General features: G+C 71.2%; 16 protein-coding genes. 10 read left to right on the forward strand and 6 right to left on the reverse strand.

The annotated features are described in order from the left end of the window. Window positions 1-99: 99 nt before the first annotated feature. From AAG827_RS01065 to AAG827_RS01105, 9 genes are all read left to right on the forward strand, one after another. Window positions 100-1,062, forward strand: coding sequence for a flagellar motor switch protein FliM (locus AAG827_RS01065; protein ID WP_341923917.1), 963 nt, complete (start codon window positions 100-102; stop codon window positions 1,060-1,062). After that, window positions 1,059-1,874: a flagellar motor switch protein FliN gene (gene fliN, locus AAG827_RS01070; RefSeq protein ID WP_341923918.1), complete on the forward strand. Its 816-nt coding sequence runs from the start codon at window positions 1,059-1,061 to the stop codon at window positions 1,872-1,874. The genes AAG827_RS01065 and fliN overlap by 4 nt, the downstream gene beginning before the upstream one ends. 3 nt (window positions 1,875-1,877) lie before the next feature. Then, window positions 1,878-2,453 carry a flagellar biosynthetic protein FliO gene (locus AAG827_RS01075; protein ID WP_341923919.1) on the forward strand — a complete coding sequence of 192 codons (576 nt, stop codon included), beginning with the start codon at window positions 1,878-1,880 and terminating at the stop codon, window positions 2,451-2,453. A gap of 53 nt (window positions 2,454-2,506) precedes the next feature. Continuing rightward, complete coding sequence (gene fliP / locus AAG827_RS01080) at window positions 2,507-3,406, forward strand: flagellar type III secretion system pore protein FliP (protein WP_341923920.1); 900 nt, start codon at window positions 2,507-2,509, stop codon at window positions 3,404-3,406. A gap of 6 nt (window positions 3,407-3,412) precedes the next feature. Beyond that, on the forward strand, window positions 3,413-3,682 hold the full coding sequence (gene fliQ / locus AAG827_RS01085) for a flagellar biosynthesis protein FliQ (protein WP_341923921.1): 270 nt from the start codon (window positions 3,413-3,415) through the stop codon (window positions 3,680-3,682). After that, complete coding sequence (locus tag AAG827_RS01090) at window positions 3,682-4,449, forward strand: flagellar biosynthetic protein FliR (protein ID WP_341923923.1); 768 nt, start codon at window positions 3,682-3,684, stop codon at window positions 4,447-4,449. The genes fliQ and AAG827_RS01090 overlap by 1 nt, the downstream gene beginning before the upstream one ends. Then, window positions 4,446-5,597: an EscU/YscU/HrcU family type III secretion system export apparatus switch protein gene (locus AAG827_RS01095; RefSeq protein ID WP_341923924.1), complete on the forward strand. Its 1,152-nt coding sequence runs from the start codon at window positions 4,446-4,448 to the stop codon at window positions 5,595-5,597. Before AAG827_RS01090 ends, AAG827_RS01095 begins: the two co-directional genes overlap by 4 nt. 76 nt (window positions 5,598-5,673) lie before the next feature. After that, entirely contained in the window at window positions 5,674-7,734 is a 2,061-nt protein-coding gene (gene flhA, locus AAG827_RS01100) for a flagellar biosynthesis protein FlhA (RefSeq protein WP_341923925.1), read from the forward strand. After that, complete coding sequence (locus AAG827_RS01105; protein WP_341923926.1) at window positions 7,731-8,030, forward strand: hypothetical protein; 300 nt, start codon at window positions 7,731-7,733, stop codon at window positions 8,028-8,030. Before flhA ends, AAG827_RS01105 begins: the two co-directional genes overlap by 4 nt. Before the next feature lie 186 nt (window positions 8,031-8,216). On the opposite strand, the gene AAG827_RS01110 is transcribed toward AAG827_RS01105, so the two are convergent. Continuing rightward, a complete protein-coding gene (locus AAG827_RS01110; RefSeq protein ID WP_341923928.1) occupies window positions 8,217-8,801 on the reverse strand; it encodes an AAA family ATPase in 585 nt (194 codons plus the stop codon). A 146-nt stretch (window positions 8,802-8,947) separates the two neighbouring features. Here AAG827_RS01110 and AAG827_RS01115 point away from each other — a divergent pair, with 146 nt between their 5' ends. Next, window positions 8,948-9,193 carry a hypothetical protein gene (locus AAG827_RS01115; RefSeq protein WP_341923929.1) on the forward strand — a complete coding sequence of 82 codons (246 nt, stop codon included), beginning with the start codon at window positions 8,948-8,950 and terminating at the stop codon, window positions 9,191-9,193. 24 nt (window positions 9,194-9,217) lie between these two features. On the opposite strand, the gene AAG827_RS01120 is transcribed toward AAG827_RS01115, so the two are convergent. The 5 genes from AAG827_RS01120 to pdxH all read right to left on the reverse strand — a co-directional run bounded on the left by AAG827_RS01120 (window position 9,218) and on the right by pdxH (window position 15,626). Beyond that, window positions 9,218-10,546, reverse strand: coding sequence for a DUF222 domain-containing protein (locus AAG827_RS01120; protein WP_341923930.1), 1,329 nt, complete (start codon window positions 10,544-10,546; stop codon window positions 9,218-9,220). Window positions 10,547-10,725: 179 nt separating this feature from the next. Further along, window positions 10,726-12,513, reverse strand: coding sequence for an ABC transporter ATP-binding protein (locus AAG827_RS01125; RefSeq protein ID WP_341924038.1), 1,788 nt, complete (start codon window positions 12,511-12,513; stop codon window positions 10,726-10,728). Window positions 12,514-12,584: 71 nt separating this feature from the next. After that, window positions 12,585-14,318: an ABC transporter ATP-binding protein gene (locus tag AAG827_RS01130; protein ID WP_341923931.1), complete on the reverse strand. Its 1,734-nt coding sequence runs from the start codon at window positions 14,316-14,318 to the stop codon at window positions 12,585-12,587. After that, window positions 14,318-14,911: a helix-turn-helix domain-containing protein gene (locus AAG827_RS01135; RefSeq protein WP_341923932.1), complete on the reverse strand. Its 594-nt coding sequence runs from the start codon at window positions 14,909-14,911 to the stop codon at window positions 14,318-14,320. The genes AAG827_RS01130 and AAG827_RS01135 overlap by 1 nt, the downstream gene beginning before the upstream one ends. Window positions 14,912-14,963: 52 nt before the next feature. After that, on the reverse strand, window positions 14,964-15,626 hold the full coding sequence (gene pdxH, locus AAG827_RS01140) for a pyridoxamine 5'-phosphate oxidase (RefSeq protein ID WP_341923933.1): 663 nt from the start codon (window positions 15,624-15,626) through the stop codon (window positions 14,964-14,966). Window positions 15,627-15,702 lie beyond the last annotated feature (76 nt).

Consider the following 15,702-nt stretch of genomic DNA (forward strand, 5'->3'; position numbering starts at 1 on the left):
ACCTCGATCCTGACCCCGGCTTGAACCCCTCTTGACGTCTCGGCGTCAGGCTGGAGCCATTTCTCTCAGGTGCACCGGCAGGGGGCCGATCCCCCTGACGTGAGCCTGCCGCCGTCGACCATCTCCCCGCCCCGACCGGGCAGCGGGAGCGGTCGCGCGCGCCGTCGTGCGCGGACCGTGGATCCCGTCGCCTACGACTTCCGGCGACCGATCCAGCTCTCCCGCGAGCACCAGCGCATCCTGCAGCTGGGCTTCGACGGCTTCGCCCGCCAGGCCACGACGGTCTTCACCTCCGCCCTGCGCAGCGTGTGCGCGGTGTCCGTGGTGAGCATCGACCAGCGCAGCTATGCGGAGTACGTCGACTCGCTCGGCGCTGCGACGTACATGACCAAGTTCTCCGCGGACCCGATGCCGGGCGTCGGGGTCCTCGAGATGCCGTTGGACGCCACGATGTCCTGCGTCGACCACATGCTCGGCGGCCCCGGGTCGGGAGACCAGCCGCAGCGGCCGCTGACCGAGATCGAGAGCGGCGTCATCCGCGGGCTCATCGACCGGCTGCTCGCCGAGATGCGCTACTCGCTGTCGGGCATCGTCGGCCTCGAGCCGACCGTCATCGGCGTGGAGTACAGCCCCCAGTTCGCCCAGGTGGCCGGCGCCGCCGACGTGATGGTCGTGATGCGCCTCGAGCTGCGCATCGACGAGCGCCCTCACCGGATGACCGTGTGCCTGCCCTTCAGCGGCCTGCTGCCCCACCTCACCGCCGCCGCTGCCCCGGCTCCTGTCTCCAACCGCGAGCGCGCCCAGCGCGCGCAGGCCGCCGCCCTGCTCCAGGAGCAGTTCCAGACCGTGCCCGTGGACGTCACCGTCCGCTTCCGCTCCACCAGCGTCGACCCGGCCGTCCTCAGCGACCTCCGACCCGGGGACGTCCTCCGGCTGGCCCACCCCGCCTCCGCACCCCTCGACGTCACCGTCGAGGACACCACGTTCGCCCATGCGACCGCCGGCGCCCAGGGCCCGCGCCTGGCCGCCCTGATCGTGAGCACCCCGAAGGAGACCTCATGACCACCTCTCCCCTCCCCTCCGACCCCACCGACCTGGCGATCGCTGCCGGCGAGGCTGCGGCCGAGGTCCTGCCCGCGGCCACCCCGCTCGTGGCCGGAGGGGCCCAGCCGGGCACCGAGCACGTGGTCTCCTCCTTCGCCGGCGCGGCCGTCGCCGAGGTCGGCGGCAGCCGGATCGCGGTCCTCGTGGGTGACGAGCTCGTCGCCGCGCTCGAGGCCAGCCCGCTGGGCGGGCTCGACCTCGCTGCGGCGGTGCAGCCGGCCCTCGACGCCGTCGCCGCGGTCCTGGGCGGGTCCGCGCAGGCTGCCACCCAGGTCGAGCTGACCCTGGTCGTCGCCGACCTCGGTGGCCCCTTCACCGTCGTGCCCCTGATCGGCAGCGGTATCGCCGCGGCCCTCCTCCTGCCCGACGCCATCCTGGCGCCCGGCGCAGTCGCGGGAGCAGCAGCGGGGTCAGCCCCGACGGGGACCGCACCGGTGGCGTCCGGCGCGGTCCCCGTCGGGGCGGCGCCGGCCCGCGACCAGGGCGCCGCGGCCCACGGCTCCAGCGTGATCCCCCTGGCCCACCGCGGCATCGAGATGCTGCACGGCGTCGACATGGAGGTCACCGTCGAGCTCGGTCGCACCCGCATGGCCGTGCGCGACCTGCTCGCCCTCGCCCCCGGGGCGGTCCTCGAGCTCGACCGGGCCGCCGGGAGCCCCGCCGACCTGCTGGTCAACGGCAGGCTCATCGCCCGCGGCGAGGTCGTCGTCGTCGACGAGGACTTCGGCCTGCGCGTCACCGAGATCCTCGACGACCAGGCCGCGAGCTGACCCATGACCGAGCTCGTCGTCCGACTCGTCTTCTCCCTGGCCGTGGTGCTGGGGCTGCTGCTCCTCACCGCCCGCCTCGGCGCGCGACGCTTCAAGGGGCGGTCCGGCTCGCCGGTCCGGGTCCTGCACCGTCAGGCTCTCAGCCGGACGTCGTCGGTCACCGTCGTCACCGTCGGGTCCCGGGTGCTGGTGCTCGGCACCACCGAGCAGCAGGTGCGTGTGCTGGCCGAGCTGGACCCCGACGAGCTCGAGGGCCTCGGCGACACGTCGGGCGACGGCAGCGGTGAGCCCGAGCTCGAGCTGGCCCCGGTCGCCCACCTGGTGAGTGCTCCGACCGCCTCGTCACCCGGGTTCGCGGCGCTGCTGCACGATCAGCTGGAGACGCCGGCACCCCCGGCGCCGACGTCGGCCGGTCGGCACGCCGCCCCGCGCAGCCACGCGGCGCCGCGCCGCACCGTGTCGCGCCGGGGCGCTCCGCCGACCACGACAGCACCGGCCGGGGGCGCCCTCGCGGGCTCGGTGCTCTCGCCCCAGACCTGGCGCCAGGCGCTCCAAGCCCTCTCGGGGCGAGCGTCATGACTCGGCCGGGGGGCTGGAGAGGACGAGCACTGGCCGGACGAGCACTGGGGAGGGTGCTCGTCCTGCTGGCCCTGGGAGTCACGATCTGGCTCGGCCTGAGCGCGCCCGCATCGGCGACCCCCGCCGCAGGTGCGACGGCCGCGGCCTCCGGCGTACGTCTCCAGGAGACGCCGCCCCCGACCGACACCCCGACAGACCCGCCGGCGGACGTGCCCGCCGTTCCCACCGACGAGCCAGGCGTCGACGGCCCGCAGGGGCCGGACGGGCCGAGCGGCGCGCAGGGCGACCCGGGATCGGTGACCGTCGACTTCGGCGGCCTCACCGACAAGCCGAGCACGTCGGTCGTGCTGCTGGTGGCGATGACGTTCCTGTCGCTGCTGCCCGCGATCCTGCTCACCTGCACCAGCTTCACCAAGATCCTGGTGGTGCTCGGGCTGACCCGCAACGCGCTGGGCCTCCAGCAGACGCCGCCCAACCAGGTCCTCGCGGGGCTGGCGCTGTTCCTCAGCCTCTTCATCATGGGCCCGGTGCTGTCGGAGATGAACGACGTCGGCGTGCAGCCCTACCTCGACGGCGACAAGACCACGACCCAGGCCTTCGACGACGGCATCGTGCCGCTGCGCGAGTTCATGCTCGACCAGACCGGCGACGAGGAGCTGACGTTGCTCACCAACGTCGCCAAGCGCGAGCTCCCGGAGAACCGCGACGAGGTCGGCCTCTCGACGCTCATCCCCGCCTTCGTGCTGAGCGAGCTCAAGCAGGCCTTCATCATCGGCTTCATCATCTTCATCCCCTTCCTGGTCATCGACATCGTCGTGTCCGGGGCCCTGATGGCGCTCGGCATGATGATGATGCCGCCGGTGATGGTGTCGCTCCCGTTCAAGCTGTTGCTCTTCGTGCTGGTCGACGGCTGGGGCCTGGTCATCAAGTCGCTCGTGGCGAGCTACGGGTAGCAGCCGATGACCGACACCGAGATCATCGAGATCGCCATGCAGACCATGATGGTGGCGCTGAAGCTGTCCGCCCCCGTCCTCACGACCGCTCTGGTCATCGGCTTCGTCGTCTCGCTCTTCCAGTCGATGACCCAGATCCAGGAGTTCACGCTCGCGTTCGTGCCCAAGCTGGTCGGCGTCGGCATCGCCCTGCTGGTCAGCGGCAACTGGATGCTGCACACGCTGATGACGTTCACCACCCAGCTCTACGAGCGCATCCCGGCACTCCTCGGCTGATGGCGCTCACCTTCGCCGGCGAGCCGCTCGTCGCCTTCCTGCTCGCCTCGGTGCGGGTGGTGGCCTGGCTCGCGGTCGTGCCGCCGTTCTCCTCCAGGGCGGTGCCGGCGATGGCGAAGGTCGTGCTGGCCCTCGGTCTGTGCTTCGCGGTGGCGCCGCTGCTCGCGGAGTCCGAGATCCCCCTCGACGTGCCCGGGCTGGTGCTGACCGTGCTCACCCAGGCGTTGATCGGCACCGCGATGGGCTTCGTGACCTCGATGCTGCTGGGCGCCATCGCCGCCGCCGGCAGCCTGGTCGACGTCTTCGGCGGCTTCTCCCTGGCCCAGGGCTTCGACCCGCTGGGGATGAACATGAACTCCGTCTTCGGCACCTTCCACCAGATGCTGGCCACGATGCTGCTCTTCGCCAGCGGCGGGCACCTGCTGGTGATCGGAGGCCTGCTGCGCACCTTCGAGGTCCTGCCGATCGGCACCACGCCCGACGTCGACGGCGGCGCGGGCGTGCTGACCAAGGCGTTCCTGATGTTCTTCGTGACCGCGGTGCAGATCGCGCTGCCACTGATCGCGGTGCTGTTCATCTCCGACCTGGGCCTCGCGCTGCTCACCAAGATCGCGCCCCAGCTGCAGGCGATCAACGTGATGTTCCCCGCCAAGATCGGGCTCACCCTGCTCCTGGTCGGGCTGTCGTTCCCGGTCCTGCCCGGCGTCATGCGCACGATGGTGGACATGGCCCTGCAGGCCATGGACGCGATGGCGGGCGGATCATGAGCAGCGGGGAGGAGAAGACCGAGAAACCCACCGCCAAGAAGCGCAAGGAGTCCCGCAAGGAGGGGCAGGTCCCCCGCACCCAGGAGCTGGGGGCGTGGGCGGCGATGCTGCTGGCGGGGCTGGCGATGCCGGCGATGATCGGCCGCGAGGTCGACGCGATCAAGGGCCTGATGACGGCGTGCCTGCGCACGATCGAGGACCCGACGGCCTCCGACGCGCTCCAGCTGCTCGGCCAGGGCTCCGCCCACGCCTTCAAGGCGCTGCTGCTCCTCGGCGCCGCCGTGATGGTCGTCGGTGTCGCCGCCGCCGTCGCGCAGGGCGGGTTCTTCCTGGCCACCAAGACCGTGCAGCCGAAGTGGTCCAAGCTCGACCCGATCAAGGGCGCCAAGCGCGTCTTCGGCATCCAGGCGCTCTGGGAGGGCGCCAAGATGCTGCTCAAGTGCGCCCTCGTCGCGGTGCTCGTCAAGGGTGCCGTCACCTCGATGATGCCCCTGATCGGCGGCATGGTGCCGGTCGACTTCATGCTCCACCAGACCGGCGAGGAGGCCCTGACGCTGATCCGCAACGTCGCGATCGCCGGGCTCGTCATGGCCGGCGCCGACTACGCGATGAACCGGCGCCGCATCGGCAAGCAGACCCGCATGACCAAGGAGGAGATCAAGCAGGAGCACAAGCAGCAGGAGGGTGACCCGATGCTCAAGGGCGCCATCCGCTCCCGGCAGCTGGCGATGGCCCGCAACCGGATGATGGCCGACGTCCTCACCGCCGACGTGGTGCTGGTCAACCCCACGCACGTCGCCGTGGCCCTGCGCTACGACCCCGAGGCCGGAGCACCCACCGTCGTGGCCCGCGGGGCCGGCACGATCGCCGCCCGGATCCGCGAGCTGGCCGGCGAGCACGACGTACCCCTCGTGCAGGACGTGCCCCTCGCCCGCGCCCTCTACTCCTCCACCCAGGTCGGCCAGGAGATCCCCGCGGAGCTCTTCGCGGCCGTCGCCCAGGTCCTCGCGTTCGTCATCAGCCGCCGCAACACCGGGCGCGTGGGGGGCACCCACCGCAGCCCGCGCCGCGAGGCCGACCTCGCGCCGGTGCCCGTCGCGGGACGCCGCCGCCGGATCCCCTCAGGTCCGGTGCTCGCGACCCGATAGGGACGACGACGCCAGGACGGTGTCGTGCTGCGCCAGGGACGGCGGGATCCGCAGCCGACCCTGAAAGGCGCACCCGATGCCCCTCAAGCGACTGACCCAGCTCGGTGTCCCGGTCGGCATCGTGATGATCGTCGTGATGCTGGTCGTCCCGCTCCCGGCCGTCGTCCTCGACCTGCTGATCGCCGCCAACATCACCGGCGCGCTGCTGGTCCTGCTCACCGCGATGTACGTCACGCGGCCCCTGGACTTCGCGGCGTTCCCGGCCGTGCTCCTGGTGATGACGCTCTTCCGCCTGGCGCTCAACGTCAGCGCGACCCGGCTGGTGCTTCTCGACGGCTACGCCGGCAAGGTGATCGACACCTTCGGCCACTTCGTCGTCGGCGGCTCGCTGATCGTCGGGCTGATCGTCTTCGTGATCCTGCTCATCATCCAGTTCGTCGTGATCACCAACGGCGCCGGTCGCGTGGCCGAGGTCGGTGCCCGCTTCACCCTCGACGCGATGCCCGGCAAGCAGATGGCCATCGACGCCGACCTCAACTCGGGTCTGATCGACGAGGACCAGGCGCGCAAGCGACGTGCCGAGGTGCACGCCGAGGCCGACTTCTACGGCTCGATGGACGGTGCGTCGAAGTTCGTCAAGGGCGACGCGATCGCCGCCATCATCATCACGCTGGTCAACTTGGTCGGTGGCTTCGCGATCGGGATGACGCAGAAGGGCATGAGCCCCGGCGACGCCATCTCGACCTACAGCCTGCTGACCGTGGGCGACGGCCTGGTCTCGCAGATCCCGGCACTGCTGCTCTCGGTCGCGACCGGCCTGGTCGTCACCCGCGGCGTCGGCGACCAGGACATGGGCTCCGACATCATCCAGCAGCTCACGGCCCGCCAGCTCCCGCTGCGCATCGCCGGGATCGCCGCCCTCACGCTGTGCCTGATCCCGGGCCTGCCCAAGATCCCGTTCATCATCACCGGCGGTGTGCTGCTGCTGATCTCGACGCGGGTCGAGCAGGGCTCCGACGACGCCCCGGAGTCCGCTCTCGCCCTGGAGGCGGCTGCCGCTGCCGGCCCCTCCCACGACTCCCCCGAGCACCTCGCCGCCGAGATCCGGGTGGATCCCCTCGGCCTGGAGCTCTCGGCCGACATCATCGACCTCGTCGACACCGGCGCGGGCGGTGACCTGCTCGAGCGGGTCAAGGCCCTGCGTCGCAAGATCGCCACCGAGATCGGCATCGTGATCCCGCCCGTGCGCACTCGCGACAACCTCGAGCTGCCGCTCAACACCTATGTCGTCAAGGTCTTCGGCATCGAGGTCGCCCGGGGCGAGGCACCTCCGGGCACGGTCCTCGCCATCGGCGACCACCTCGGCTCCCTGCCCGGTACGCCGACCCGCGAGCCCGTCTTCGGCCTCGACGCCACCTGGATCGCCGCCGACCTGCGCGGTCAGGCCGAGCTCAGTGGCGCGACCGTCGTCGACCGGTCGGCGGTGATCACGACCCACCTCGCGGAGATCGTGACCGTCCACGCGTCGCGGCTGCTCGGTCGCGAGGACGTCCGCCTGCTGACCGACGTCGTCAAGCGCACGCACCCCGTCGTCGTGGACGAGCTCACCCCGTCGCTGCTGAGCCTCGGCGAGGTGCAGCAGGTGCTCCAGGCGCTGCTCGACGAGGGCGTCTCGGTGCGCGACCTGGTCCGGATCTATGAAGCGCTCTCCCTGCGTGCCCCGCACGGCAAGGACCTCGACAGCCTCGTGGAGGCCGCCCGTGCCGCGCTCGGACCGGCGATCGTCGCGCCGCACGTCGTCGACGGCGCCCTGCACGTCATCTCGTTCGAGCCGCAGCTCGAGCAGCGGATCCTCGAGTCGCTGCGGCCCACCGAGAGCGGGCTGACGGTGGTGCTCGACCCGGCCACCGCCCAGGCGGTGCTCGGCTCGCTCTCCCAGCTGCTGGTCGACGCCGAGAACCGCAATATCCGCCCGGTGCTCGTGTGCGCCCCGCAGGTGCGCGCTGCCGTGCACCGGATGGTCACCCTGGCGGTCGACCGCCTCCCCGTCCTGTCCTACTCCGAGCTCAACGGCAACGCGCAGATCCGGTCGGTCGGCATCGTGACCGGTGAGCGCATGATGGAGGTGACCGCATGAACCTGCTCTCCCTGCCCGTCCTCGCCGCGGCCGGCGTGCTGGCCTCACCGGCGCTGTGGCAGACCGCCATGACCGGGGCGGTGCCCTTCGACGTCGCCGTCACCCGCTACCTGGCGGTCGTGGTGGCCACCTGGGTCGCCCTCTCGATGGTCGGCTCGCTGATGTCGTGGGGCCCGAAGGCCGACGCGCCGGCCTCCGGGTCCGACGTACGGGCTGGGGGCGGGGAGCCGCCGGGTCCGGACATGGGACGACCCGCAGGCCTGGCCTCAGGAGAGACCGCTCCGGCGGACGTGTAGCCGGATGACCTGCGGGTCGGGTAGCTGCTAGGAATTCGCCAGCAGCAGGCCGGGCACTTCCGCCCGACGTGGTGCATGGCTGCTAGCGGGCAGCCACCTCACGCGTCCTTGAAGAAATCATTCTTCGGACCACCTCCTTTCCCGTGTGCAACCACGGTAGGTCGGTCCTGGTCGGGGTTCAAGGGGTTATCGGCGGCGCTGGCCCAGGGACTCCAGGACCGCCGCATAGGTCTCCTCGACGTCGCCCTCAACGCTCTCGATCACGACCGCGTCGGGGCGCTGGGTCAGCAGACGCTCGAGCGCCTCGTGGGACCGGGCCAGCGCCTCGTCCCCACCGTTGGCCGCCACGATGCTGCGGACCTGGTCGTGCCACGGATCGTCCGTCCCCGTCCCTGTCCCCGTCCCTGCATCCGTCCCACGGCGGTGGAACCGCGCAGCCGAGGCCGCCGGCGTGTCCATCAGGAAGCGTTCGACGAGCTGCGCACCGGCCGCGGTCGCGCTCGCCTCGAAGCGCGCCAGCTCGGTGGGGTTCGTCAGCATCTGGGGCAGCACCACGTCGTGGCCGTGGGCGAGGTAGGCCTCGATCATGGCCAGCGCCGCGGGCCGGATGAGTCCTCCTGCCGCGGCGAAGTCGCTCTCCCAGCCGCCGATGAGGGTGCGGAGCACGTCGATGTCGCAGTTGAGGACGCCCGGGTGGTCGGCGACGTAGCGCCTGGCCAGCGTGGACTTCCCGATCCCCGGCGGTCCGTTGAGGTGCAGGAGGCGACTCACGTCGAGTGACTCTACGGCCGAGTCGATCGGTCGCTGCCGACCTCTCTGCGTGGGTTCGCTGCCCGGTTGTCGGATCCGGTGGTCTCCGTTCGTGGCATGGTCGAGCGGCGCCCGTCGGAGGCACCCCCACCGAGCAGGAGAATCCCATGCAGTTCCTGGTGTCCGTGATCGACGACCTGACCGGCTCCGCCTCGGCGGAGGAGATGGCGACCATCGACGCCTTCAACGACCGGCTCCGGGCCGGGGGCCACTGGGTCTTCGCCGGCGGGCTCTCCTCGCCCGCCTCGGCCACGGTGATCGAGGCGCCCGACGCGGAGACTGCCCACCTCCTCGCCGCCGAGGGGTCCCTGGCGTGCCAGCGTCGCGTCGAGGTGCGTGCCTTCCTCGGGTGAGTCGGTCGAGATGAGTCCGCCGGGTCAGGCGATGAGGTCGTAGACGAGCTGCTCGACCGGCGACGTGGAGATGTCGAGGTGACCGGGTGGGGCCGGGGCTCGGGAGTAGTAGGTGTGACCGGTCGGGGTGGTGGTGGCGACGGTGTGGCGGTGGGTGCGACCGGCGCCGGGCAAGGGCCCCGCCTGCCAGCCGGGGGCCTGCTTGGCGAGGTTGCACCGCGTGCAGAGACCTTGGGTGTTGGTGACGGTGGTCTGACCACCGTCGGCCCAGTCGGTCACGTGGTCGGTCTGCGCGATGGGGGCGCCGCACCACGGAGTGCGACAGAGATCGTGGTCGCGGCGAGCGATGAACCGCGCGAGGCTCTTGGGCGCGAGACGGGCCCGGGAGTCCATCGCGACCAGGCACCCGGTCCCGGGGGTGGTGTAGAGCCGGCGGACCCAGAGCTGCGCACGGTCCAGGGTGTCGTGGGTCAGCGCTTGGTGAGCCAGGGCTCTGGCCCAGCCGGCGGGGACGGGCCCGTAGCCGGGCACGTGGGCGGCTTCGTCGGTGGTGGCGAAGAACGCACGGTCGGTCATGACGAGGTCGAGGGCGACGCTGACGGGCTCGGCGGCGCTGGCGCCGGTGACGCGCTCGAACAGGGTGTCCGCCATGACCTGGCCCCGCGACCGAGGGTCACCGGCGGCGCGTGCGGCGTCGGCCGCGCGCTTGAGCGCGGCGTAGACGCCCACGCCCTGCTTGACGGGGAGCAGGGCGCCGACCCAGGTCATGGTGTCGGGGGCCGGACGGATGGTCACGTGCCGGTCGGCCTCAGCCTTGGCGGCCCGCTCCACCACGGCGCTGGTGTCGAGCGCCAGGGCGTGCCTGCGGGCAGCCTGCTCGAGGGCGCGGGTGCTGAGCGAGGCGGCGTTGCCTCCGGCGCCGCACAGCGCGTGGTCGACGTGGCGACGGTCGGTCTCGTCGAGACAGTCGGTCTCCTTGACCAGGATCGAGGCACGGTGCTCGCTCAACGCACCGCTCGCCATGAGCCGCAGGGTGTGGGGCATCTGGGTGTGCAGCACCCTCGCCACGCTCAGCCAGCGGGCGCCGCGGAACGGTGACTCACGCCGGGCCAGGCCGAGCTGGGCCGCGACGCCCTCGCCGACCCGTCGCGCCGGCACCTGGGCCTCGACCTGGGCCGCGCGCTGGGAGTGGTCGAAGTCGACCGCGGCCACTGCCTGCGCGGCGCTGGCGGCGTTCTTCAGCCGCTCGAGGGTGGCGATGAGGTCGATCCGCTCGGCGTCGTCCAGGTCACGCGGGAGCGCGGCCAGGGCTGTGGCGACCTGGCTGAGCTGGGCGATCCCGAGTTCGAGCATGCGTACGATTGTAGTGCGCACCACCGACAGTCGCACGAAGCGCACTCGCACCTGTGGACAGTGGCTCTTCAGCGACGCTGCAGCTCCCAGGCCAGGTCGATGGCCGCACGGACGGCCTCGGGATCGGCGCGGTCGAGGTAGGCCTCGACCTTGTGGTGGGCCTCCATGCGCAGGCACCCTCACGCCAGGGCGGCCACGAACTGCGACTGGTAGAGCCGGTTGTAGGCACCCCCCGAGGCCAGCAGCTCGTCGTGCGTGCCCTGCTCGACGATCGCCCCGTCCTCCATGACCAGGATCAGGTCGGCGTCGCGGATCGTGGAGAGCCGGTGCGCGATGACGAACGACGTGCGGTCGCTGCGCAGCGCGCTCATCGCATGCTGGAGCAGCAGCTCGGTGCGGGTGTCGACCGACGAGGTCGCCTCGTCGAGGATCAGCAGCGCCGGGTCGGAGAGGAAGGCGCGCGCGATCGTGACGAGCTGGCGCTCACCGGCCGACAGGTTGCCGCCGTCCTCGTCGATGACCGTGTCGTAGCCGTCGGGCAGGGAGTGGACGAAGCGGTCGACGAAGGTCGCGCGAGCGGCCTCGAGGATCTCCTCCTCGGTCGCGTCCGGGCGGCCGTAGGCGATGTTGTCGCGGATGGTCCCGCCGAAGAGCCAGGCGTCCTGCAGCACCATCCCGATCCGTCCGCGCAACGCGGCGCGGGGCATCGCGGTGATGTCGGTGCCGTCGAGGGTGATCCGGCCGCCGTCGAGCTCGTAGAAGCGCATCACGAGGTTGACCAGCGTGGTCTTGCCGGCACCGGTCGGACCGACGATGGCCACCGTCTGACCCGGCCGCGCCACGAGCGAGAGGCCCTGGATCAACGGGTTGTCGGCGTCGTAGGAGAACGCGACGTCCTCGAACGCCACCTCGCCACGACCGAGGCGCACATCGGCGGCCGCCCCGCTGTCCGGGACCTGCTGGTCGGCGTCGAGCAGCTCGAAGACCCGCTCGGCCGAGGCGACGCCCGACTGGAGCAGGTTCATCATCGACGCGACGGTGGTGAGCGGCTGGGTGAACTGGCGGGTGTACTGGACGAAGGCCTGCACCTCGCCGAGGGAGAGCGAGCCTCCTGCCACGCGTACGCCGCCGACGACCGCGATGACGACGTAGTTGAGGTTCCCCACGAACATCATCAGCGGCATGATCAGCCCGCTGACGAACTGGGCGCGGAACGACGCCTCGTAGAGCGCGTCGTTCTCGACGGCGAAGGTGCGCTCGACCTCGGGACGGCGCCCGAAGACAGTCACGAGGGCGTGGCCGGAGAAGGTCTCCTCGATGTGCGCGTTGAGCTTGCCCGTGCGGCGCCACTGGGCGATGAACTGACTCTGCGAGCGCTTCATGATGCGGGTGGTGAGGTACATCGAGATCGGCACCGACACCAGGGCGATCAGCGCCAGGGTCGGTGAGATCCAGAACATCATCGACAGCACGGCCAGGACGGTCAGCAGCGAGGTGAGCAGCTGGCTCATCGTCTGCTGGAGCGTCTGGCTCACGTTGTCGATGTCGTTGGTGACCCGGCTGAGGAGCTCACCGCGCGGCTGTCGGTCGAAGTACTCCAGCGGCAGCGCGTTGACCTTGTACTCGACGTCGGAGCGCATCCGGCGCACGGTGCCCTGGACGACGTCGTTGAGCAGGTAGCCCTGGAGCCAGCCGAGCAGCGAGGCACCGGTGTAGATCGCCAGCACCCCGAGGAGCACGTCGCGCACGCCGTCGAAGTCGATCGGCTGCTGGGCGAGGTAGCCGTCGAAGATCAGGTCGGTCGCCTCGCCGAGCAGCCGGGGACCCAGGGCCATCAGCGTCACGCTGACGACGGCGAGCACGACCACCGCGATCGCGCGGCCCCGCTCCGGGGCCATCCGCGCGACCATCCGCTTGGCCGACGGCCCGAAGGTCATGGCCTTCTGGCCGACCTGGCCACCGGCCATCGGGCCGCGACCGGGACCGCCCGCGGGCGCCTCGATGCGCTCGGTCTCCTTCATCGTGCCCTTGGTGTCGCTCATGCCGCCTCCTCCGCACTGAGCTGGGACGCCACGATCTGCTGGTAGGTCTCGTTGCCCTCCAGCAGCTCGTCGTGCGTGCCCCGGCCGACCACACGACCGTCCTCGAGCACCAGGATCAGGTCGGCGTCGCGGATGCTCGAGACCCGCTGCGCGACCAGGACGACGGTGGCGTCGCGGGTCACCGGCTTGAGCGCCGCGCGCAGGCGGGCGTCGGTGGAGAGGTCGAGCGCCGAGAACGCGTCGTCGAAGAGATAGATCTCCGGTCGCCGTACGAGCGCGCGGGCGATGGCCAGGCGCTGGCGCTGGCCACCACTGACGTTGGTGCCGCCCTGGACGATCGGGGCATCGAGCCCCTCGGGCATCGTCTCGACGAAGTCACGCGCCTGCGCGATCTCCAGCGCCGCCCACAGCTCCTCGTCGGTGGCGTCGGGCCTGCCGTGGCGCAGGTTGGTGGCGACGGTGCCGGAGAAGAGGAAGGCCCGCTGCGGCACGAGGCCGATGCGCGACCAGAGCAGCTCGGGGTCGAGGTCGCGCACGGGGACGCCGTCGACGCGGACCTCCCCGTCGGTGGCGTCGAAGAGCCGCGGCACCAGGTTGACCAACGTGGACTTGCCGGCTCCGGTCGAGCCGATGACGGCGACCGTCTGGCCGGCGTGGACGTCGAAGGACACGTCGCAGAGCACCGGCTGCTCGGCCCCCGGATAGGTGAAGCCGACACCGTCGAGCTCGAGGTGGCCGCGGCCGGTGACGTCGCGCACCGGCGTCGGGGAGGGTACGACGGACGAGTCGGTCGCGAGCACCTCGCTGATGCGATCGGCACAGACCGCGGAGCGCGGGATCATCATCAGCATGAACGTCCCCATCATCACCGACATCAGGATCTGCATCAGGTAGCTCAGGAAGGCGGTCAGCGCACCGACCTCCATCTGACCGTCGTCGACGCGCTGCCCGCCGTACCAGATGACGGCCACGGAGGAGACGTTCACGACCAGCATCACGAGCGGGAACATGGTGGCCATCCAGCGGCCGGCCCGCACGGAGACCTCGGTCAGGTCGTCGTTGGCCTTGGCGAAGCGGGCCGTCTCGTGGGGCTCGCGGACGAAGGCACGGACGACGCGGATGCCCGTGATCTGCTCGCGCAGCACCCGGTTGACCGCGTCGATGCGCTCCTGGACCAGGCGGAAGCTCGGCACCATCTGGGAGACCACGGCGCCGACCGAGAGGAAGAGAGCGGGCACGACGATCGCCAGCAGCCAGGAGAGCCCGAAGTCCTCGCGCATCGCCATCAGGATCCCGCCGACCATCATGATCGGCACCGAGACCGCCATGGTGCAGCTCATCAGCGCGAGCATCTGCACCTGCTGGATGTCGTTGGTGTTGCGGGTGATCAGCGACGGGGCGCCGAACTGCGCGACCTCGCGGCCGGAGTAGGAGCCGACCTGGTGGAAGACCGCCGCGCGCAGGTCGCGGCCGAAGGCCATCGCGGTGCGCGCGGAGAACCACACCGCCACGACCGAGCAGAGGATCTGTAGCAGCGAGACGGCGAGCATGACCGCCCCGACGCGCACGATGTAGTCGGTGTCGCCGGTGGCCACGCCGTTGTCGATGATGTCGGCGTTGAGGCTGGGGAGGTAGAGCATCGCGACCGTGGCCACGAGCTGGAGCACCACGATGACCGCGAGCGAGGAGCGGTAGGGCCGCAGGTAGTCGCGGAAGATCTGGAGCAGCATCAGTCGGTCCTTGCGTCGGGTCGGGCGAGGCCGTGCAGGAGCGTGTCGACCACCTGGTCGGGGGTCAGCAGCCGTCCGTCGGCGATCTTCTGGTGGCTCCCGGCGAAGGTCAGCAGCCGCAGCACGTGGACGAAGTGGTCGACGGGCACGGCGAGCCGGTCGGCGTCGTCACCGACGACGCCGACGAGGAGCGCCTCGAGCCGCGCGCGCCACGCGTCGGCCTCCTCCGAGTCGTGCAGGTGGTGCGGCGGACCGACGAGCTCGACCTTCTGCATCAGGTCGAAGGTCGCGCGGAAGCGCTGCTGGAGGAGGGCGACGAGGTCGACCAGGCGTCCGCGCAGCGGCTGGTCGCGGTCGATGCCCTCGATGCGGACGACCACGTCGCCGGGCTCGAAGGCCCGGGCGAGCGCGGCGTCGACCAGCTCGTCCTTGGAGTCGAAGACCCGGAAGATCGTGCCCTCGGCGACACCCGCGGCCTCGGCGATCTGGCGTGTCGTCACCGCCCGCCCGTGCAGGCGCAGCAGGCGCAGCGTCACGTCGGTCAGCTCGGAGCGTCGCTCGTCGGGCGCGAGCGGTCGGGCACGGGGTGGCATGCCGTCGAGGCTACGTGAGTGAGCACTCACTCACAAACGGATTCCCTCACCGTCAGGGAGCCAGCCGCTGCGTCGCCCAGGTGTCGCCTGCGCCGGCGCGGCGGTAGACCAGCCGGTCGTGCAGGCGCCCGGTCCGGCCCTGCCAGAACTCGACGACCTCGGGCCGCACGAGGTAGCCACCCCAGCCGTCGGGGACCGGGACCTCGCCCGGGAACCGCCGCTCCGCCTCGTCGTACGACGCCTCGAGGGCGCCGCGGTCGAAGACCGGGGTCGACTGGCTCGACGCCCACGCGCCGAGCTGGGATCCCCGCGGTCGCGAGGCGAAGTAGGCGGCGACGTCATCGCGCGAGATCAGGGTGGCCGTGCCCTCCACGCGCACCTGGCGCTCGAGATCGTGCCACGGGAAGAGCAGCGCGCAGTGGGCGTTGCCGGCGAGGTCGACGCCCTTGCGCGAGCCGAGGTTGGTGAAGAAGCGGAAGCCGTCGGGCCCGATCCCCTTCAGCAGCACGGTCCTGGACGACGGCCGACCGTCGGCCGACACCGTCGAGACCACCATCGCGTTGGGCTCGTGGAGCCCACCGGAGACCGCGTCGGCGAACCAGCGCTGGAACATCGTGACCGGATCGGAGGCCAGGTCGGCCTCGTCGAGACCGCCCGCGGCGTAGTCGTGTCGCAACGCCGCGAGATCGTGCTCGTCCTGATTGTCGGCACCCATGTGAGGCAATCTAGGCCGTGGGGCAGAATGCCTGCGGCGCGCCCACACCCTCGGGCGCCGGACGAAGGAGTCGCAA

The organism is Nocardioides psychrotolerans (assembly GCF_943371775.1).
GTDB classification, from domain to species: domain Bacteria; phylum Actinomycetota; class Actinomycetes; order Propionibacteriales; family Nocardioidaceae; genus Nocardioides; species Nocardioides psychrotolerans_A.

Coding starts and splice junctions, on each gene's coding strand:
- fliN (WP_341923918.1), top strand. CDS start 1,059: ATGACCACCTCTCCCCTCCCCTCCGACCCCACCGACCTGGCGATCGCT.
- AAG827_RS01075 (WP_341923919.1), top strand. CDS start 1,878: ATGACCGAGCTCGTCGTCCGACTCGTCTTCTCCCTGGCCGTGGTGCTG.
- fliQ (WP_341923921.1), top strand. CDS start 3,413: ATGACCGACACCGAGATCATCGAGATCGCCATGCAGACCATGATGGTG.
- AAG827_RS01090 (WP_341923923.1), top strand. CDS start 3,682: ATGGCGCTCACCTTCGCCGGCGAGCCGCTCGTCGCCTTCCTGCTCGCC.
- AAG827_RS01095 (WP_341923924.1), top strand. CDS start 4,446: ATGAGCAGCGGGGAGGAGAAGACCGAGAAACCCACCGCCAAGAAGCGC.
- flhA (WP_341923925.1), top strand. CDS start 5,674: ATGCCCCTCAAGCGACTGACCCAGCTCGGTGTCCCGGTCGGCATCGTG.
- AAG827_RS01105 (WP_341923926.1), top strand. CDS start 7,731: ATGAACCTGCTCTCCCTGCCCGTCCTCGCCGCGGCCGGCGTGCTGGCC.
- AAG827_RS01115 (WP_341923929.1), top strand. CDS start 8,948: ATGCAGTTCCTGGTGTCCGTGATCGACGACCTGACCGGCTCCGCCTCG.
- AAG827_RS01120 (WP_341923930.1), bottom strand. CDS start 10,546: ATGCTCGAACTCGGGATCGCCCAGCTCAGCCAGGTCGCCACAGCCCTG.
- AAG827_RS01125 (WP_341924038.1), bottom strand. CDS start 12,513: ATGGCCGGTGGCCAGGTCGGCCAGAAGGCCATGACCTTCGGGCCGTCG.
- AAG827_RS01130 (WP_341923931.1), bottom strand. CDS start 14,318: ATGCTGCTCCAGATCTTCCGCGACTACCTGCGGCCCTACCGCTCCTCG.
- AAG827_RS01135 (WP_341923932.1), bottom strand. CDS start 14,911: ATGCCACCCCGTGCCCGACCGCTCGCGCCCGACGAGCGACGCTCCGAG.
- pdxH (WP_341923933.1), bottom strand. CDS start 15,626: ATGGGTGCCGACAATCAGGACGAGCACGATCTCGCGGCGTTGCGACAC.